The 19,040-nt window shown below is 68.8% G+C and carries 18 protein-coding genes; 10 read left to right on the forward strand and 8 right to left on the reverse strand.

Features of this window, described 5'->3' with window-relative positions:
• The first annotated feature begins 5 nt into the window (after positions 1 to 5).
• On the forward strand, positions 6 to 1,046 hold the full coding sequence (locus tag LXN01_RS01545; RefSeq protein ID WP_236862780.1) for an App1 family protein phosphatidate phosphatase: 1,041 nt from the start codon (positions 6 to 8) through the stop codon (positions 1,044 to 1,046).
• Between the two features lie 48 nt (positions 1,047 to 1,094).
• On the opposite strand, the gene LXN01_RS01550 is transcribed toward LXN01_RS01545, so the two are convergent.
• The 5 genes from LXN01_RS01550 to sdhC form a co-directional block, all read right to left on the reverse strand.
• A complete protein-coding gene (locus LXN01_RS01550) occupies positions 1,095 to 2,342 on the reverse strand; it encodes a serine hydrolase (protein WP_236863123.1) in 1,248 nt (415 codons plus the stop codon).
• 145 nt (positions 2,343 to 2,487) lie between these two features.
• The gene (locus LXN01_RS01555) at positions 2,488 to 3,285 is read right to left on the reverse strand and encodes a succinate dehydrogenase iron-sulfur subunit (protein WP_236862781.1); all 798 of its coding nucleotides are present in this window, start codon (positions 3,283 to 3,285) and stop codon (positions 2,488 to 2,490) included.
• Positions 3,285 to 5,045, reverse strand: a complete 1,761-nt coding sequence (sdhA, locus tag LXN01_RS01560) for a succinate dehydrogenase flavoprotein subunit (protein ID WP_236862782.1) — start codon at positions 5,043 to 5,045, stop codon at positions 3,285 to 3,287. Before sdhA ends, LXN01_RS01555 begins: the two co-directional genes overlap by 1 nt.
• Positions 5,046 to 5,073: 28 nt before the next feature.
• The gene (locus LXN01_RS01565) at positions 5,074 to 5,526 is read right to left on the reverse strand and encodes a succinate dehydrogenase hydrophobic membrane anchor subunit (protein ID WP_236862783.1); all 453 of its coding nucleotides are present in this window, start codon (positions 5,524 to 5,526) and stop codon (positions 5,074 to 5,076) included.
• A gap of 5 nt (positions 5,527 to 5,531) precedes the next feature.
• A complete protein-coding gene (sdhC, locus tag LXN01_RS01570; RefSeq protein ID WP_236862784.1) occupies positions 5,532 to 5,909 on the reverse strand; it encodes a succinate dehydrogenase, cytochrome b556 subunit in 378 nt (125 codons plus the stop codon).
• Between the two features lie 277 nt (positions 5,910 to 6,186).
• Here sdhC and LXN01_RS01575 point away from each other — a divergent pair, with 277 nt between their 5' ends.
• The 5 genes from LXN01_RS01575 to LXN01_RS01595 all read left to right on the forward strand — a co-directional run bounded on the left by LXN01_RS01575 (position 6,187) and on the right by LXN01_RS01595 (position 11,351).
• Positions 6,187 to 7,290, forward strand: a complete 1,104-nt coding sequence (locus LXN01_RS01575; RefSeq protein ID WP_236862785.1) for a mannose-1-phosphate guanylyltransferase — start codon at positions 6,187 to 6,189, stop codon at positions 7,288 to 7,290.
• Positions 7,291 to 7,450: 160 nt separating this feature from the next.
• Positions 7,451 to 8,620 (forward strand): amidohydrolase, encoded by a 1,170-nt coding sequence (locus LXN01_RS01580; protein ID WP_236862786.1) that lies wholly within the window; start codon positions 7,451 to 7,453, stop codon positions 8,618 to 8,620.
• Entirely contained in the window at positions 8,617 to 9,789 is a 1,173-nt protein-coding gene (locus LXN01_RS01585; RefSeq protein WP_236862787.1) for a BMP family ABC transporter substrate-binding protein, read from the forward strand. The genes LXN01_RS01580 and LXN01_RS01585 overlap by 4 nt, the downstream gene beginning before the upstream one ends.
• Before the next feature lie 9 nt (positions 9,790 to 9,798).
• Entirely contained in the window at positions 9,799 to 10,905 is a 1,107-nt protein-coding gene (locus tag LXN01_RS01590) for an adenosine deaminase (protein WP_236862788.1), read from the forward strand.
• Positions 10,902 to 11,351: a hypothetical protein gene (locus LXN01_RS01595; protein WP_236862789.1), complete on the forward strand. Its 450-nt coding sequence runs from the start codon at positions 10,902 to 10,904 to the stop codon at positions 11,349 to 11,351. Before LXN01_RS01590 ends, LXN01_RS01595 begins: the two co-directional genes overlap by 4 nt.
• Positions 11,352 to 11,406: 55 nt before the next feature.
• Here LXN01_RS01595 and LXN01_RS01600 read toward each other — a convergent pair whose 3' ends face one another.
• Positions 11,407 to 12,111 carry a hypothetical protein gene (locus LXN01_RS01600; protein ID WP_236863124.1) on the reverse strand — a complete coding sequence of 235 codons (705 nt, stop codon included), beginning with the start codon at positions 12,109 to 12,111 and terminating at the stop codon, positions 11,407 to 11,409.
• A 150-nt stretch (positions 12,112 to 12,261) separates the two neighbouring features.
• Positions 12,262 to 12,759, reverse strand: a complete 498-nt coding sequence (locus LXN01_RS01605; RefSeq protein ID WP_236862790.1) for a MarR family winged helix-turn-helix transcriptional regulator — start codon at positions 12,757 to 12,759, stop codon at positions 12,262 to 12,264.
• Between the two features lie 323 nt (positions 12,760 to 13,082).
• On the opposite strand from LXN01_RS01605, the gene sucC reads away from it, so the two are divergent.
• Together sucC and sucD are read left to right on the forward strand one after the other, a co-directional pair.
• A complete protein-coding gene (sucC, locus tag LXN01_RS01610; protein ID WP_236862791.1) occupies positions 13,083 to 14,255 on the forward strand; it encodes an ADP-forming succinate--CoA ligase subunit beta in 1,173 nt (390 codons plus the stop codon).
• Between the two features lie 24 nt (positions 14,256 to 14,279).
• Positions 14,280 to 15,176, forward strand: a complete 897-nt coding sequence (gene sucD / locus LXN01_RS01615) for a succinate--CoA ligase subunit alpha (RefSeq protein WP_236862792.1) — start codon at positions 14,280 to 14,282, stop codon at positions 15,174 to 15,176.
• A 119-nt stretch (positions 15,177 to 15,295) separates the two neighbouring features.
• Here the strand turns inward: sucD and LXN01_RS01620 are convergent, their stop codons facing one another.
• Positions 15,296 to 15,706: a universal stress protein gene (locus tag LXN01_RS01620; RefSeq protein WP_236862793.1), complete on the reverse strand. Its 411-nt coding sequence runs from the start codon at positions 15,704 to 15,706 to the stop codon at positions 15,296 to 15,298.
• Between the two features lie 99 nt (positions 15,707 to 15,805).
• Here LXN01_RS01620 and LXN01_RS01625 point away from each other — a divergent pair, with 99 nt between their 5' ends.
• Together LXN01_RS01625 and LXN01_RS01630 are read left to right on the forward strand one after the other, a co-directional pair.
• Positions 15,806 to 17,125: a class I SAM-dependent methyltransferase gene (locus LXN01_RS01625; RefSeq protein WP_236862794.1), complete on the forward strand. Its 1,320-nt coding sequence runs from the start codon at positions 15,806 to 15,808 to the stop codon at positions 17,123 to 17,125.
• Positions 17,126 to 17,236: 111 nt separating this feature from the next.
• Positions 17,237 to 19,036 carry an N-acetylglutaminylglutamine amidotransferase gene (locus LXN01_RS01630; RefSeq protein WP_236862795.1) on the forward strand — a complete coding sequence of 600 codons (1,800 nt, stop codon included), beginning with the start codon at positions 17,237 to 17,239 and terminating at the stop codon, positions 19,034 to 19,036.
• The last annotated feature ends 4 nt before the right edge of the window (positions 19,037 to 19,040 follow it).

Here is a 19,040-nt window from a genome sequence, read left to right on the forward strand (position 1 = left end):
CAGGAGTGGCTAAGAACCAGAATCCGCGCAATCTCGCCCCCGAGGTCCTGCACACCGCCGCCCGCTGGGAGGACCGCTACCACGAGTGGGCGCGGGAGAAGGCCCTTCGCCGGGGCTGGAAGCGCACCGTGCTGGCCTATGACTCCTACGGCGGCGAGACCAGCATCAGGGTGCTCGCGCGTGCCGTCCTGACGAAGACCGGTCATCCGGCAGCCGACACCAAGGCGAGCATCAGGGGCTGGCGCTCGTTCGGCAACGTCCCGCTGTCGAACGACACCGCTTGGGTGCGGGTCAACGGCGCCGAGCACATGGTGACCGCCGACCGCGGCGGCATCGTCGACGCGGTGATCCCCGGTGACTTCGCGCCGGGCACCGTCGAGATCGAGATGTGGACCGACGACTCGCTGGTCGCCTCGGCGACGGTGCGGATCATCGGCCAGGAGCAGACCTTCGGAATCGTCTCCGACATCGACGACACGGTCATGGTGACCGCGCTGCCGCGACCCATGCTGGCTGCGTGGAACACCTTCGTGCTCGACGAGCACGCCCGGTCTCCGGTCGCCGGAATGGCTGTCCTCTATGACCGACTCATCTACATGCGGCCGAACTCGCCGATCATCTACCTGTCGACCGGGGCATGGAATGTCGCGCCGACCCTCAAGCGGTTCCTGAGCCGGAACCTGTATCCGGAGGGTCCGCTGCTGCTCACCGACTGGGGGCCGACCGCCACGCGGGCCTTCCGCTCCGGGCAGGAGCACAAGCGGTCCACCCTGGAGCGGCTGGCACGGGAGTTCCCGCACATGAAGTGGCTGCTCGTCGGTGACGACGGACAGCACGATGAGGATATCTACGGGGAGTTCGTCGAGAACCACCCCGACAACGTCGCCGCCGTTGCCATCCGCCAGCTCACGGTGGGGGAGGCGGTGTGGGCCGGTGGACGGTCGAAGTCCGGCGGTCCGGGTCAGGGTGTGCCATGGGTGTACGCCAGCGACGGCGCCGGCCTGGCATCGAAGCTCACCGAGCGCGGGATCATCTCCGGCATCTGAACTCACCCGCGCAGTCGTCTCCCGGCCGCCGGCCGGGTCGCAACCGCCCTACCTGCGTGGCCCTGCCGGCCGCCGCCGCGCGTGCGGGCGGCGGAGCACCACCCACAGGGCCACGCCGACGAGCAGGACGACCGCCGCCAGGCCGAACATCAGGAGCGGACCAGCCATCGGCTCCTCCTGCGCCGTGGCCGCCGAGGAGCCGGAGTCCGCGGGTGCCGCGGCCGTCGACGCGGGCGGTTCGGGGCTGGGCCGCGGCTCGAGGACGACAGCGCTGATCGGCTCCGGCGACTCCTGGTTGAAGGCCCAGTCGATGAGGTCCACCGCCGCCTTCCGGGTGCTGTTCTCCGAGCTCAGCAGCGCAGACACGTAGGTCTTCCCGGAGCGCTCCACGACGGCGACGAACGAGCCCTTGGCCGCTGTCGTGTAGCCGTTCTTCAACCCGAGGCCGCCGGGCACCTCGCCGGCGACATCGGTGTGGTTCTGGATCTGATAGCCGCCGACCTTCTCCCCGGTGTCGGGATTCTCGGCGCCGGGGAAGTCGTAGACCTCGGTCCTTACGATCCCCATCAGGTAGTCGTTCTTCGTCACGGCGCGGGCGATGATCATCTGGTCGGCCACGGTGGTGACCTGGCCGGGCGCATCCAAGCCCGAGGTGTTGGCCGCCACCGTTCCCGTCAGGCCGAGCTCGGCGGCCTTGTCGTTCATCAGCTTCACGGCCGCCTCCTGCCCGCCGACTGCGTTTCCGAGGGCGTGCGCGGCGTCGTTGGCGCTCGCCATCAGCAGAGCGTGGAAGAGATCGTCGATGGTGTACTCGTTCTGCTGCATGAGCCCGACCTTGGTGCCGTCGACGGCCATGTCCTCGAACACCGCCTCGTACTTCTCCTCCGGGTCGTCGAGTTCGTCGACGAGGGCCAGCGCGGTGAGCAGCTTGATGACCGAGGCGGGAGCGAGCTGGGCGTCGGTGGCGGCGCCGGCGAATATCTCCCCGGTGTCGAGGTCTCCGACCAGCCACGCCTCGGCGACCGGCTGCGGTGGGGGCCGGCCGTTGCCGAGGTCGGGGGAGACATAGATCGCCTCCGACTCCTCCGGCCGGGGCTCCTGCTGGGCGAGCACCGTCGAGGGGACCGCGGCCGAGGCGGGGGTGGGCAGGGCCGCCGAGGCGGAGGTGGGCAGGGTGGTTGAGGCCGGGGTGGGCAGGGTGGTTGAGGCCGGGGTGGGCAGGGCCGCCGAGGCGGGAGCCAGCACCAGCAGGCAGGACACCAGCCATGCCAGCAGTCCGCCAATCCGAGATCTCATTCGTGTCACGGCCTCGATTCTAATCAGTTCACTCGTCCGGCTCTGGCATCCGAGAACGACAGAGGACCCGATCCGGAAAAGGATCGGGCCCTCGTCGGAGGCGGTTGCCGCCGCCTGGCTGCCTGCGAGCAGACCGGCGGGACGATCAGAAGGCGCGCTGCAGGATCGCCTGCCGCACCTCGGTGATCGCCTGGGTCACCTGGATGCCGCGCGGGCAGGCCTCCGTGCAGTTGAAGGTGGTGCGGCAGCGCCACACGCCTTCCTTGTCGTTGAGGACGTCGAGGCGCAGATCACCGCCGTCGTCGCGGCTGTCGAAGATGAAGCGGTGCGCGTTCACGATCGCAGCCGGTCCGAAGTACTGGCCGTCGGTCCAGAACACCGGGCACGACGACGTGCACGCAGCGCACAGGATGCACTTGGTGGTGTCGTCGAACCGCTCGCGGTCCTCGGCCGACTGGAGACGCTCCCGCGTGGGCTCCGGTCCGGAGGTGATGAGGAACGGCATGATCTCGCGGTAGGACTGGAAGAACGGTTCCATGTCCACGATCAGGTCCTTCTCCAGCGGCAGGCCCTTGATCGCCTCGACGACGATCGGCTTGTCCGTGTCGAGGTCCTTGAGCAGGGTCTTGCAGGCCAGACGGTTGCGGCCGTTGATCCGCACCGCATCCGAACCGCACACGCCGTGGGCGCAGGAACGGCGGAAGGACAGGGAGCCGTCGATCTCCCACTTGATCTTGTGCAGGGCGTCGAGCACGCGGTCGGTGCCGTACATGGTGACCTTGTACTCTTCGAAATGCGGCTCCGAATCCTGCTCCGGGAGGAACCGGGCGATCTGGAAGGTGCATTCGAACGAGGGAATGTCGCCGGCGCCGCCGCCCAGGTGCTCCGGGATCGCGACCTTGGAGGCCGGCTCTGCGGTGGTGGCTTCGGGGTTGGCTGTCATCAGTACTTACGCTCCATCGGCTGGTAACGGGTGATGACGACGGGCTTCGTCTCCAGACGCATGCCCGCGATGCCCTCGGCCTCGCTCGTGGGATCGAGGTAGGTCATCGTGTGGTGCATGAAGTGCTCGTCATCACGGTTCGGGAAGTCCTCGCGGAAGTGTCCGCCGCGGGACTCCTTGCGGTGGATCGCCGCCACGGTGACGACCTCGGCGATCTCCAGGAGGAAGCCGAGTTCGACGGCCTCCAGGAGGTCGAGGTTGTAGCGCTTGCCGCGGTCGTGGATTCCGATGTTCCGGTAGCGCTCGCGCAGTGCGGCGATGTCGTCGAGGGCCTTGCGCAGCGTCTCGTCGGTGCGGAACACCTGGACGTTGGCGTCCATCGTGTCCTGCAGATCCTTGCGAATGGCGCCGATGGTCTCAGTGCCCGCGGCCGAGCGCATCGTCTCGATCATCTCGACCACGCGGGCCTCGGGTGCCTCGGGAAGCTCGGGCATCTGCGCGGTCTTCGCGTACTCCGCGGCGGCGATGCCGGCGCGCTTGCCGAACACGTTGATGTCGAGCAGCGAGTTGGTGCCGAGCCGGTTGGACCCGTGCACCGACACGCACGCGCATTCGCCGGCTGCATAGAGGCCGGGGACGACGTCGGTGTTGTTGGCCAGCACCTCGGCCTTGATGTTGGTCGGGATGCCGCCCATCGCGTAGTGCGCGGTGGGGAACACCGGCACCGGCTCCGTGTACGGCTCCACTCCCAGATAGGTGCGGGCGAATTCGGTGATGTCCGGCAGCTTGGCGTCGATGTGCGCAGGCTCCAGGTGGGTGAGGTCCAGCAGCACGTAGTCCTTGTTGGGGCCGCAGCCGCGTCCTTCCCGGACCTCGTTGGCCATCGACCTGGCGACGATGTCGCGCGGTGCGAGGTCCTTGATGGTGGGGGCGTAGCGCTCCATGAACCGCTCGCCCTCCGAGTTGCGGAGCACACCGCCCTCGCCCCGGGCCGCTTCGGACAGCAGGATTCCCAGCCCGGCCAGGCCTGTCGGGTGGAACTGGAAGAACTCCATGTCCTCCAGCGGCAGTCCGTTGCGGTAGGTCACCGCGACGCCGTCACCGGTGAGGGTGTGAGCGTTCGAGGTGGTCTTGAAGATCTTGCCGAAGCCGCCGGTGGCGAACACCACGGACTTCGCGCGGAAGATCTGGATCTCACCGGTTGCGAGCTCGTAGGACACGACGCCGGCCGGACGGCGCACACCGTCGACGTCGGTCATGATCAGGTCGAGCACGTAGTACTCGTTGAAGAACTCGACGCCGTGCTTGACGCAGTTCTGATACAGCGTCTGCAGAATCATGTGGCCGGTGCGGTCGGCGGCGTAACATGCTCGCCGGACAGCGGCCTTGCCGTGATCGCGGGTGTGGCCGCCGAAGCGGCGCTGGTCGATCTTGCCCTCCGGAGTGCGGTTGAAGGGCAGGCCCATCTTCTCCAGGTCGAGGACCGCGTCGATGGCCTCCTTGGCCATCACCTCCGCTGCGTCCTGGTCGACGAGGTAGTCACCGCCCTTGACGGTGTCGAAGGTGTGCCACTCCCAGTTGTCCTCCTCGACGTTGGCCAGGGCGGCGCACATGCCGCCCTGTGCCGCGCCGGTGTGGGACCGCGTCGGGTAGAGCTTGGTCAGCACGGCAGTGCGGGCCCGCTGGCCTGACTCGATTGCCGCCCGCATTCCCGCACCACCGGCGCCGACGATCACGACGTCGTAGTCATGTACCTGCATAAAATTCAATTCTCCTTTTCAGGCCTGCTCAGCCTGCAGTGCAGAAGGATGCGAGAAGGGCGGGGTCAGCGCCTGCGGGGCAGGGCTCGAAGGTGAAGATCACCAGGGTGCCGAGCACGATGACGATCGCCGAGGCGGTGTAGAGGACGACCTGCAGCGCAACGCTGGTGCCCTTCTTCTCCGTGTAGTCCTGGATGATCGTCCGCAGTCCGTTGGTCCCGTGCAGCATGGCCAGCCACAGCATGAGCAGATCCCAGATCTGCCAGAACGGGCTGGCCCACTTGCCGGCGACGAAGCCGAAGTCGATCGCGTTGACGCCGTCGCCGACCCACAGGTTGACGAACAGGTGGCCGAAGATCAGGACCACGAGGAGGATGCCGGAGATGCGCATGAACAGCCATGCGAACAGCTCGAACTGGCTCCGGCTCGACTTGCTGCGGGTGTAGGCGGTGCGCGGGGCGGGAATGGTCGAAGCTGACATCCTTCTCAACCTCCGAAGACGTGCATGAGGTGGCGGGGCACGAACGCGAGCATGACGACCAGCCACAGGACCATGGCGACCCAGAACAGCTTGCGCTGGTTCTTCGGTCCGCCCTTCCAGAAGTCGACGAGCACGACGCGCAGGCCGTTGAAGGCGTGGTAGACGATGGCCGCCACCAGGCCGATCTCAGCGAGACCCATCAGCGGGGTCTTGTACGTCGCGATGACGGCGTTGTACGCCTCAGGTGAGACGCGAACGAGTGCAGTGTCGAGCACATGCACCAGCAGGAAGAAGAAAATGCCGACTCCGGTCACGCGATGCGCAACCCAGGACCACATTCCCTCGCCTCCGCGGTACAGAGTGCCCGTAGACGCATTGGCCACGGGGCTTCCTCCAAGTGGAAACGGTCAGTTGTGTACCACCTGAAGCTACGCCTGTTTCCGCGCTGGTGCCAATCGAATCGCCTTGTTCCCTGCGCATTCCATGAGAGAACCCGGAGTCCCCGTCTCAACGTTCGGACGGGAAATCTCAAACGGCATTTAGGGTACGGAACTATGCCTGAAAAGGCGGGGTTCTCGGCCCCCGCCCGGGCCGCCGCCGCGGGCTCCCTTCAGGTGTGTCGTTTGGCTTCCGACGCCGCTTTCGGATGACAATGAACCGGTGACGCCCCATTTCCATGCAGTGATCCCCGCAGGCGGCTCAGGGACTCGCCTGTGGCCCCTCTCGAGAGTCGCATCGCCGAAGTTCCTCCACGACATGCTGGGGGTGGGCAGATCGCTCCTCCAGTCGACATGGGATCGGGTGCTGCCGCTCGTCTCCCTCGACCGGATCATGGTGGTGACCGGCAGAGCCCACGCCGAGGCGGTGCGCGAGCAGCTGCCGACACTTCCCGGGAATCAGCTGGTGGCCGAGCCGTCGCCCAAGGACTCTGCGGCCGCGATCGGCCTGGCGGCGATGCTCATCGCCGACAAGGACCCCGAGGCGATCATCGGATCGTTCTCGGCCGACCACTCCATCACCAATGTCGAGGAGTTCCGGGCCGTCATCGAGCAGGCGTGCGCGGCGGCGGCGACCGGCGACATCGTGACCGTGGGCATCACGCCGACCTACCCCGCGACGGCCTACGGGTACATCCGGACGGGACCGCTGCTCGGCCTCGCCGGTGCGCCGACAGCACGCCGCGCCGAGAAGTTCGTGGAGAAGCCCGAGGCGAACCTCGCCCGCAGCTACGCGTACTCGGGGTCCTATCGCTGGAACGCGGGCATGTTCATCTGCCGCGCCGATGCGCTGCTGGAGATCCTGGCCGCTCAGGCCCCGGAGCTGCACGCCGGGCTGAGGAGGATCGCTGACGCCTGGTGCGGGCCCGAGCGCGAAGCCGTCCTCGACGAGGTCTGGCCGGGACTGGAGAGGAACGCGATCGACTATGTCGTCGCCGAACCCGCGGCCTCGGCCGGCCGCGTCATCGTCATTCCCGGCGACTTCGGATGGGATGACGTCGGCGACTTCGACTCGGTGGCCAAGCTCCGGCAGCCGGTGCGCGGCGAATCGCGCGGCGTATACTCGATCGGCGCCGAGGTCATCGACGTCGAGGCCTCCGGCATCGTGATGTCCGACCAGGAGCGCCTCGTCGCGATCGTCGGGCTCGAGGACGTGATCGTCGTCGACACCGACGACGCCCTCCTCGTCGCGGCGCGCTCGCACGCGCAGGACGTCAAGAAGGCCGTCCGGAGAGCCCAGGAGCTCGGCCGGGAGGACGTGCTGTGAGCGGACAGTGCCCGCGCAGCCGCGCCATCCGCGCCCTGCGCCGCCGGACCTCGGGATCGACGGCAGACCTGCTCGTGCGCCACCTCAAGACCTCCCGGATCTGGACCCGGACTAGGATTGAGCAGCACTGCACCCACACCGTCCGCCTGAGAGTCCGATCGTGATCCAGTCCGTCCTGGCCCGTCATCTCGACGAGCTCATCGAGTTCCGACGCGACATCCACGCGCACCCGGAACTCTCCTTCCGGGAGTTCCGGACCACCGACCGGATCGTCGACCGGCTCACGGAGGCCGGTCTCGAGCCCCAGCGGCTCGAGCACACCGGCGCTGTCTGCGACGTGGGCGACGGACCGCTGGTGCTCGCCCTGCGGGCCGACATCGACGCGCTGCCGCTGCAGGATCTCACCGGCGGCCCGTTCGCCTCGACCAACCCGGGCGTGGCCCATGCGTGCGGGCACGACATGCATCTGAGCATGCTGGTCGGGGCGGGCATCGTCCTCGACCACCTGCACCGCAGCCTGCCGCAGGGACTGGGCGGCCGGGTGCGGCTGATCTTCCAGCCTGCGGAGGAGGTCACCCCCGGCGGGGCCCTCAGTGTGATCCGGCAGGGCGCCCTCGACGGAGTGCCGCGGATCGTCACGCTGCACTGCGACCCCAACATCGACGTCGGGAAGATCGGCTCCCGGATCGGTGCCATCACCGCCGCGGGTGACACCGTCATCGTGCGGCTCAAGGGGCAGGGCGGACACACCTCGCGCCCGCATCTGACACAGGACCTCGTGTACGCGCTCGGCAAGATCGCCACGGACCTGCCGGCCACCCTGCACCGGCTCATCGACCCGCGGCATGCGATCTCGCTGGTCTGGGGAGCAGTCGAGGCCGGGCATGCGGCCAATGTGGTGCCCAGCGAAGGCAGCATCATGGGCACCCTGCGGTGTCTGGACGTGGACGGCTGGAACCAGGTCGCCGAGGTGCTGCCCAAGCTGGTCGAGCGGATCACCGAGCCCTTCGGCGTCGACGTCGAGCTCGAGCACCGCCGTGGAGTGCCGCCGGTGGTCAACACCGAGCCGGAGGTCGCCCTGGTCGACGCCGCCGTGCGCGAGGAGCTGGGCGAGTCGAGCGTGCAGCTGACCCCCCAGTCGATGGGCGGCGAGGACTTCGCGTGGTATCTCACGCACTGCCCGGGCGCACTCGTGCGGCTGGGCACCCGCACTCCCGGCGGCCACACCTATGACATCCACCAGGGCGACTTCGTCGCCGACGAGAGCGCGCTGGCCGTTGGCGTGCGGGTGCTCGCCGCCACCGCACTCAGGGCGATTCGGGACCGATGAATCGCCGCCGGGGCTTCGCGGGCAGCCTGCTGGCGGCCGGTCTCGTGCTGGTCGGCGGCTGCGGCGACGGAGCGCCGGCTGAGGCTCCCGTCACCACCACCGGCTGCATCGTCTCGGCTCCGGCGGGCTTCTCCGACGCGTCGATCGGGCAGCTGAGCTTCGGCGAGCTCTCCAACGCGCACGAAGCGGGATTCCTGGGGGCCACCTCGGCCCAGCGCGTGAGCACCGCCGAGGGCACCCGCCAGGCCCTCGCCCGGTACGCCGAGCAGGACTGCACGCTCAGCGCCCTGGTGGGTCCCGGCGGGGCCGAGGCGCTCGCCGCCGTCGCCGGAGACGATCCCGACACCGCTTGGCTGGCCGTGGCGACCGGCGGCGAGGACTATCCCGACAACGTGCTCACCATCGACTTCGAGCTGCTGGAGCCGGCCTTCATCGCCGGTTACGCCGCCGCGGCGAGCTCGGACACCGGACGCGTCGCGGTGTTCGCCTCGCGGGGGTTCGCCTCCGGCGATCAGCTCCTGCGGGCCTTCGACGCCGGGGTCGAGCAGCGCAACGCCGACACCGACTCCGAGGTCGTCAGCCTCCATGCCGGCACCACCGCGATGCGGACCGTCGACGACACCCCGGCCGCCGGCCGGGATTACGCCGGCGCGGCCATCGAGGCGGAGGCGGATGTCATCGTGCCGTTCGCCTCGGGCGCGGCCAGCGGGGTGCTGGAGACGTTCGCCGCCCACTACTCGACCCTGGACACCGAGCCTGACGATGACGAGTCCGCGGAGGATGCCGAGGACGAGGAATCGGAGCCGGTGCTCCCGTCCCTGGTGTGGTACGGCACCGACGGCTCGAGGACCCTGGACGACGGTCTCGACCGGCGGGTCGTGGCGTCGATCGTCCCGAATGTCGCCGCCGGCTTCCAGTCCACAGTGGCAGGCTGGCCGGAGACCGGGTTCGCCGGGCCGCTGGAGACCGCCTCGGCCGCGCCGCGTATGATCGGCGGACTGGCGGTCCGTGCCCCCGAGTACACCGGGACGGTCGCCAACGGGGGAGTCGAGGTCGTCGCCTCCGACGGACTGCTGAGCTCGGTCGCGGGCGTCGGCCGCGACATCGCGGAGGTGCAGCAGCGGATCCGGTCCGGTGAGATCGAGCTGCCCGACTCCGCCGTCGAGTAGGCTGGCCCGGTGGACCCTGAACTCTTTCCGACTCCTCGTGGAGTCGACGCCGATGACCCCATCCTCCAGCTGCCGAAGGTCTCGCTGCACGACCACCTCGATGGCGGGCTGCGCCCCGGCACGATCATCGAGCTGGCCGCGGCTGTCGATCACCAGCTGCCGACCATCGAGGAGGAGCCGCTGCGCGCCTGGTTCTCCGAATCGGCAGGCTCCGGCGACCTCGTCCGCTACCTCGAGACCTTCGAGCATACGATCGCCGTGATGCAGACGACCGAGGCGCTGACCAGGGTGGCCCGGGAATGGGTGCTCGACCAGGTGGCCGACGGCGTATTCTACGCCGAGGCGCGCTGGGCCCCCGAGCAGCACCTGCGCCGGGGTCTGGACATGGACGCAGCGGTCGAAGCCGTGCAGGCCGGACTCGACGAGGGCGAAGCGCTCGCGGCCGACGCCGGACGCTTCATCCGGACCGGGCAGATCGTGACCGCGATGCGGCACGCGCAGAATTCGCTGGCAGTCGCCGAGCTGGCACTGCGCCATCGCGACTCCGGCACCGTCGGATTCGACATCGCCGGGGGAGAGGCGGGCAATCCGCCCGCGGACCATCTCGCGGCATTCGACTACCTCCACCGCGAGTCCTTCCCGGTGACCATCCATGCCGGCGAGGCCGCCGGGGTGGACTACATCCTCGAAGCGGTGCAGGTCTGCCACGCCCAGCGGATCGGCCACGGAGTGCGGATCGTCGAGGACATGGACGTCGTGGACGGCACCGGGACCCTCGGGCGCCTGGCCGCCTGGATGCTCGATCACCAGGTGCCGCTGGAGATGTGCCCGACCTCGAACGTGCAGACCGGGGCGGCCGCATCGATCGCGGACCATCCGATCACCGGGTTGAAGGACCTCGGCTTCGCCGTCACGGTCAATCCCGACAACCGGCTGATGTCGGGCACCTCGGTCACGCGTGAGATGCGGCTGCTGGTCGACCAGGCAGGCTGGGACCAGGGCGATCTCGAATGGGCGACGGTCAACGCGCTCGGCTGCGGGTTCCTGCCCCTGGATGCCCGTGAGCGCTTCATCGACGAGATCCTGATCCCCGGATTCGAGCGAGTCGGTCTGTGACCAGCTCCGGCCGGATGAAGCCTCACCGGCCGTGGCCGCTGTGGCTGGCGATCGGAGCCGTCGGCTTCGAGGTGGGGGAGCTGTTGGTCGCGGCCGGGTTCTTCGTCGTCCTCGCGGTGACCGGGGGCAGCCAGGTGGGCACCTCGCTCATCTCGTTGGCGGTGATGTTCGTGGTGCTCGCTCTCGGCCTGGTCGCCGTCATGCAGAGCCTCTACCGGATGCGCCGGTGGGCCCGACCGGCGACGGTGGCGTGGCAGGTGCTGCTGATCCTCTTCGGACTGTCGGTGCTGGGCGAGCCCTGGGCACTGGCCGTGGCGTCGATCGTCCCCGCCGCGGTCTGCCTGTTCGGGCTGTTCGCCCCTGCCACGCTCAGGGCGTATGAGGCGGAGCTGCAGGCGGAGGCGCTGCGTCAGCAGGACCCGGGCGACGGGCAGGGCCCGGAGTGAGCCGCGCGGCTGCTCCGCGTGAGGCGCGTCGGCTGCTCCGCGTGAACCGTGCCGATTACTCCAGGTAGGCGCCGCAGGCTTCAGTGAGGAAATCTCCTGCGACCTCGCCGTCGGTGTCCCGCAGGCTGACGGCGGTGCGCTGGATTCCCCACCACACCTCGGGAGCGCTGCTCCACAGGAGCCGCAGCTCCTCGCGCTGCTCCGGCTCCTCCGCGAGCGTCTGCGAGGCCTGCAGAATCCGCTCGTTGGCGTCCGACGCGGTGCACCGCTCTTCGGAGCTCGGCCCCTGCGGATGCAGTTCCGAGAGCTCCTCGCCGGTCAACGACTCCAATGTGTAGGCGGCCGAGCCGACCTCCTCGACGGAGAACGTGCCGGTGACCCGGTAGAACGGAGCCGCCTCGGCGCTGACGGAGTCGGCCGGCACAGTGACGCTGACACTGTCCGGCGTCGAGGGAGTCAGAGTCAGCGTGTCACCGCCGACCGGTTCCTCGTACATGTGCACCGCCACGTGCAGGTACGCCTCGGAGCCGTCCGCGGCGGCCTGTCGCAGCCCCTGCCACAGCGGATCGTCGTCTGCGGAGCCGCCGGGAGACGTGTCGACCACCGTCACCGCGGGCGCGGCATCAGGGGTGGCCACGGGAGTGGCGACCTCCGGACTCACGGACGGCTCTGCCGGCGGGCGTTCGGAGCCTGAGGACTGGCAGCCCGTGAGGGCCAGGGTGGCACAGACGGCGGCGAGGGGAAGCAGCTGGATGCGCATATTCACGACATTACCCCTGGAGCCGCCGCAGCCCTCGGCACTCCGCGGTCGAGTCGTGGTTGTGCCCGGTCAGCGGCTCTGCTCCGTCAACGGCGCCGGCCGGTCAAACGGGTCTGGCCCGTCAGCGGTTCTGCCCGGGGCACGGGTGCGCTATGCCTCGTCGTCGTGTTCGAAGCCGGTCGACAGGACCCGGAGCAGCTCGGTGAGCCTGCGCTTCTGCGGGGCCGTGAGGTCGGCGAGCAGCTCGCGCTCGAGCACGAGGAGTTCGGCGAGGGCGTCGTCGACCTTCTGCTTGCCCGCCTCCGTCAGGCGCACCAGCACGCCCCTGCGATCGGCGGGGTCGGGATGACGGGACACCCAGCCGGCGCTGACCAGGCGATCGATCCGGTTCGTCATCGTGCCGGAGGTGACCATCATCTCGCCGATCAGGCGAGTGGGGGACAGCTGATAGGGCTCACCGGAGCGGCGCAGGGCCGACAGCACGTCGAAGGCCCAGACCTCCAGCCCGTGATTGTGGAAGGTCGCCTTCCGCGCCTTGTCGAGCTGCTTGGCCAGGCGCGACACCCGGGACAGGATCTCCATCGGGGACACGTCGAGATCCGGCCGCTCATGGCGCCAGGCCGATACGATCCGATCGACTTCGTCCATGGCGCCATGGTACTTCGGTATCGAGATTCTTGGGAATCAAGATTCTTGAGCAGGAGCGGCGCAGGAGCGGACCGGAAGCGGACCAAGAACGGACCCCGAGCGGCGCAGGGAGTGCCCGTCGACACAGCTGACCGTCCGTTGTGTCCATCGCGGGGACAGCGACTAGTGTGGACTCTGGTTGATTCGCTTCACCCCCACCCGCAAACGGCACGGTCGGCGCGTTCCGAGTTGGTTCCGGATGACCCGGCAGGGATATCCCGGATGTTCCGCGAGGACGCTTCGGCAGGAACGGCCGGGCAGTGCCATGACGTAAAGGAACACACGTGGATCTTTTCGAGTATCAGGCGCGTGACCTCTTCGAGAAGCACGGGGTGCCCGTGCTCAAGGCGAAGGTCGCCGAAACCCCGGAGGAAGCGCAGGCCGGGGCCGAGGCGCTGGGCGGCGGCACCGTCGTCGTCAAGTCGCAGGTCAAGGTCGGCGGCCGCGGCAAGGCCGGCGGCGTGAAGCTGGCGAAGAATCCCGAGGAGGCCAGGCAGCGGGCCGAGGAGATCCTCGGGCTCGACATCAAGGGCCACATCACCAAGCGGGTGATGATCGCCGAGGGCGCCGACATCGCGGAGGAGTACTACTTCTCGGTGCTGCTCGACCGCGCCAACCGCACCTACCTCGCCATGTGCTCGAAAGAGGGCGGCATGGACATCGAGACGCTCGCCGAGGAGCGACCCGAGGCGCTCGCCCGGGTTCCCGTCTCCCCGCTGACGGGCATCGATGACGCCAAGGCCAAGGAGATCGTCGAGGCGGCAGGCTTCGACGGCGAGCTCGCGGGCAAGATCGCCGACGTCCTGCAGACCCTGTGGACCGTGTTCGACGAGGAGGACGCCACCCTGGTCGAGGTGAACCCGCTGGTGTCCACCGGAGCCGGCGACATCATCGCCCTCGACGGCAAGGTGTCCCTGGACGACAACGCCTCCTTCCGCCACCCGGACCACGAGGACCTGCGCGACATCGACGCCGAGGATCCCCTCGAGCTCAAGGCCAAGAAGCTCGACCTCAACTACGTCAAGCTCGACGGCGAGGTCGGGATCATCGGCAACGGCGCAGGCCTGGTGATGTCGACCCTCGACGTGACCGCCTACGCCGGCGAGCGCCACAACGGCGTCAAGCCCGCCAACTTCCTCGACATCGGCGGCGGCGCCTCGGCGGAGGTCATGGCCAACGGCCTCGACGTCATCCTCGGCGACGACCAGGTCAAGAGCGTGTTCGTCAACGTCTTCGGCGGCATCACCGCCTGCGACGAGGTGGCCAACGGCATCGTCAAGGCCCTCGAACTGCTCGGCGACACCGCAACCAAGCCGCTGGTCGTGCGGCTGGACGGCAACAACGTGGAGGAGGGCCGCCGCATTCTGGAGTCGGCCGACCACCCGCTCGTCACCCTCACCGACACCATGGACGGCGGCGCCGACAAGGCCGCCGAACTCGCCGCCGCTGCGAACTGATAGCCCGAAAGGTCAGCACATACTATGTCGATTTTCCTCAACCAGGATTCGAAGATCATCGTCCAGGGCATCACCGGCGGTGAGGGCACCAAGCACACCGCACGCATGCTCGCCTCCGGAGCCGATGTCGTCGGCGGCGTGAACGCCCGGAAGGCGGGCACCACCGTCAGCCACCAGGACGCCGACGGCAACGACGTGGAGCTGCCGGTCTTCGGCGGCGTCAGCGAGGCGATGGAGAAGACCGGCGCGGATGTCTCCGTGATGTTCGTGCCGCCGGCCTTCGCCAAGGACGCGGGCCTCGAAGCCGTCGACGCGGGCATCGGCCTGCTCGTCATCATCACCGAGGGCATCCCGGTCCAGGACTCGGCCGCGATCTGGGCGCACGCCTGCGAGAAGGGCAATGCGACCCGGATCATCGGCCCCAACTGCCCGGGCATCATCTCTCCCGGTGAGTCGCTGGCCGGCATCATCCCCGCCAATATCACCAAGAAGGGCAAGCTCGGGCTCGTCTCGAAGTCCGGCACCCTGACCTACCAGATGATGTACGAGCTGCGCGATCTCGGCTTCTCCACCGCCATCGGAATCGGCGGGGACCCGGTGATCGGCACCACGCACATCGACGCGCTCGCGGCGTTCCAGGAGGACCCGGACACCGAGGCGATCGTGATGATCGGCGAGATCGGCGGCGACGCCGAGGAGCGCGCCGCCGACTTCATCAAGGAGAACGTCACCAAGCCGGTCGTGGGCTACGTGGCGGGCTTCACCGCTCCCGAGGGCAAGACGATGGGCCACGCCGGCGCGATCGTGTCGGGCTCCTCCGGCACCGCGCAGGCGAAGAAGGAAGCTCTCGAGGCGGCCGGCGTCAAGGTGGGCAAGACCCCGTCGGAGACTGCAGAGCTCATGCGCGAACTGCTCTCCTGACCCTGCGGCGAGCTCGCCCGCACCGCGCCATCACGGCGGCGGCAGGAGAGCTCCGGCACCAGAGAAGATCCCGAGGCCGGTGACCGGCCTCGGGATCTTTCGCGCGGCAGATCAGGGGATCAGCGGCCGGTCCCGTTCTCGGCCTTGACCGAGACGACGGGCACCTCGGCATCGAGGATGATCCGCTGGGCGGTCGAGCCCATGATGAGCTTGCCGACGGGGGAGCGCTTGCGCGAGCCGATGACGATCATCCACACCTCCGGCGTGGCCTCCGCGAGCGCGAGGATCTCGTCGACGGCGTCATTGCCCCGCAGGAACTGCTTGAGCTCGTGCTTGACGCCGGCGGCCTCGAGCGCGCCGGCCACCTCCTTGAGATCGTCCTTCGACGCCACGCCCAGTTCGTCGATCGCCTCCCCGATCCCCGCGTTGAGGACCAGCAGTGTGTCATCGAAGGCCTTCGCCTGGCGGATGCCGAACTTGACGGCAGCCATTCCCTCGGGGCTCGGGGTGTAACCGACCAGAATCGTCATGGGGCAGTTCTCCTGTGGTGTGCCGGACATTCGTCTCTCACCTTAGTCGGGATCTCGCCGTCGGAACCAGGACGAGAGAGCGTCCGTAGACTTGTCGACATGGCCGCCTCCCTCCTGCCCGATCCCGAGCTCGGTGCCGCATCGTCGGCACAGCTCGCAGCGCACCTCCCCGGCTGGCCGACGGGCCATCCCAGCGCGCGTCTGCTGCACGAATACGTCCTCGGCCGCAGCGCCGGAGTCCTCGACATCTCGGGACGGCCGAACACCGAGGCACCGGTCATTCAGGCTGCCGAGCCAGCGGTGAGCGGGGACGACAGGCCCGTTTCCGAGGCGCTCCGCGGCTTTCAGCAGCTCAGGACGCTGGTCCTCGACGACCCCGACGGCGCGCTGTCGACGGTGCTTGCGGTGACCGCCGGCGCCGAGGTCGAGGTCTACTGCGATTCCCTCGCCGATGAGCGCCGGGTGCAGGAAGCCGCCGAGACCGTGCCCGGGATCTCGGTGCTGGCGCCGGCCGGAGCCCATCTGGCCGGTGTCCCCGCTCCTCGGACGGCGGGGCCCGAGGCGGGCGGCGAGCACCGCGTGATCATCAGCGCCCCGAAGACGGTCGCGGGCCTGCGCGAATACCTCGGAGCGGTGTCCGCCGGCGCCGCGGAGGTGATCGTCGTCGGCCGGATCAAGCACCTGACTCCTGCCGTCAACGCCGAGCTCGCCCGATGGTTCGCCCGGGTCGACGTGTCGCCTGCGCTCGCGAAATCCCGGCTCATCATCGGCTCGCAGCCGCACCGGCCGGCACCGGCGCCGACCCGATTCCCCGCGCTGGCCCGCGTCCCCTCACCGCTGCCCGAGCTGCCCGAACTCACCGTCGCGGCCCACGGCGCCTGCTTCTCCGGCACCAGGGCCGACCCAGGGACCTCGCTGCTGCTCAGTGCCCTGAGCACCCACCGCGAGGAACTGGCGGCCAGCGGCGACGGCTCTCCGCGGGTGCTCGACCTGGGCTGCGGGAACGGCTGGCTGCTGGCGAGCCTCGGACAGCTGCTCCCGGGCGCCCGGCTGGCCGGCACGGACGTGTCCAAGGCGGCGCTCGCCTCGGCGGCGGAGACCTGCCGTCGGGCCGGCGTCGAGGCGCAGCTGTGGCTGTCGGATGCCGGCGACCCGGTTGACCACCCGCAGGCCGGGGCGGCATCGGGGTCCTACGACCTCATCGTCCTCAACCCGCCGTTCCACTCCGGCCACTCCGTGGAGACGGACACCGCGGCTCGCATGATCGAGCGGGCAGCGACCCTGGTGGCACCGGAGGGACGCCTGGTCTGCGTGTTCAACTCCCACCTGCGGTACCGCCCGCTGGTGCAGCGCGCGTTCGGCAGGTCCGAGCAGTGGGCTCGGGACCGACGGTTCACGGTCGTGAGCGCTCAGGCGTGATTCCGGCAGGTCATCCTGTCGTCATCGGCTGCGGCGACGGTGGACAGTCGGACGCCCGTTGTCGATAGGATGAATTCGAATTGGCCAGACTACCGAAGGATGTGAGCGGCCGTGTGCGGAATCTGCGGTGAGATCGGAAGGACCCACGAGCCGGACGCCGGCGCAGTGGAGACCATGAGCAGTGCGATGCGCAGCCGCGGGCCCGACGGAGACGGCGTCTATGCCAAGGACAACGTGATCTTCGGACATCGGCGGCTGGCGATCATCGACCTCACGGATGCCGGCGCCCAGCCCATGCACGACCCGGAGCTGCGGCTGAGCATCGTGTTCAACGGCTGCATCTACAACTATCCGGAGCTGCTGGCGGAGCTGCGCGGCCTCGGCCACCGATTCCGCGGCCACTCGGACACCGAGGTCGTGCTCAAGGCCTACGCGCAGTGGGGCGAGGACTTCATCCACCGGCTCAAGGGCATGTTCGCCTTCGCGCTGTTCGACGAGCGCTCCGGCCGCGTGCTGGTCGCCCGCGACCGCCTCGGCGTCAAGCCCTTCTACTACGCCGAGGTGGGCGGCGTCTTCCGCTTCGCGTCCACCCTGCCGGCGATCCTCGCCGCAGGCGGCGTCGACACCCGGATCGACCCGGTGGCGCTGCATCACTACATGTCGTTCCACGCAGTCGTCCCTGCGCCGCACACGATCCTCCAGGGCGTCCGCAAGCTGCCGCCGGCCACCCTGATGTGGATCGAGCCCGACGGCACCCGTTCCGAGCGGACCTACTGGGAGCCGATCTTCGAGGACGACCCGGCCAAGTCGGACTGGTCCGACGACGACTGGACCGAGGCCGTCCTCGACAGCGTCCGTGCCGCCGTGCGCCGTCGGCTGGTCTCCGATGTGCCGGTGGGCGTACTGCTGTCCGGTGGCCTGGACTCCAGCCTCATCGTGGGCCTGCTGTCCGAGGAGGGGCAGCAGGACCTCAGCACCTTCTCGATCGGCTTCGAAGCCGCCGGCGGCGAGGAGGGCGACGAGTTCAAGTACTCCGACGTCATCGCCGAGCACTACGGCACTCGCCACCATCAGATCCGGATCGACACCGCTCGGATGCTGCCGGCCCTCGACAGCGCCATCCACGCGATGGCCGAACCCATGGTGTCCCACGACGCCGTGGCGTTCTACCTGCTCAGCGAGGAAGTGTCCAAGCACGTCAAGGTCGTCCAGTCCGGGCAGGGCGCCGACGAGGTGTTCGCCGGCTATCATTGGTATCCGCCGATGTACAACACGGGCGAGGACCCCCAGGCGGCGCTCGAGAGCTACCGGGCGGCGTTCTTCGACCGCACCCACGAGGAGATGGGCAGGCTGGTCAGCCCCCGATTCATGCCCGGCTCGGACGTGTCCTCGGAGTTCGTCGATGCCCACTTCCGGCGGCCCGGCGCGACGAAGGGGATCGATCGGGCGCTGCGGATCGATCACACGATCATGGCTGTGGACGACCCGGTCAAGCGCGTCGACAACATGACGATGGCCTGGGGCCTGGAGTCCCGGATGCCCTTCCTCGACCACGAACTCGTCGAACTCGCAGCGCAGTGCCCGGCCCGCCTCAAGACGGCGCAGGACGGCAAGGGCGTGCTCAAGGAGGCCGGACGCCGGATCATCCCCTCGGAGGTCATCGACCGCCCCAAGGGCTACTTCCCGGTGCCCGCGCTCAAGCACCTCGGCGGACCGTACCTGGAGAAGGTCCGCGAGGCGGTCACCGGACAGACCGCGCGCGACCGCGGACTGTTCCAGCAGGACGCCGTCGATCAGCTCCTCGCTGACCCCAACGGCAACCTCACCCCGCTGCGGGGCAATCGGCTGTGGCAGATCGCGCTGCTGGAGATGTGGCTGCAGAGCCACAGCATCTCGGGACCCGCGGCCTGAGCGC

It is taken from the genome of Brevibacterium daeguense, assembly GCF_021729135.1.
In the GTDB taxonomy this organism is placed as follows: Bacteria; Actinomycetota; Actinomycetes; order Actinomycetales; family Brevibacteriaceae; genus Brevibacterium; species Brevibacterium daeguense.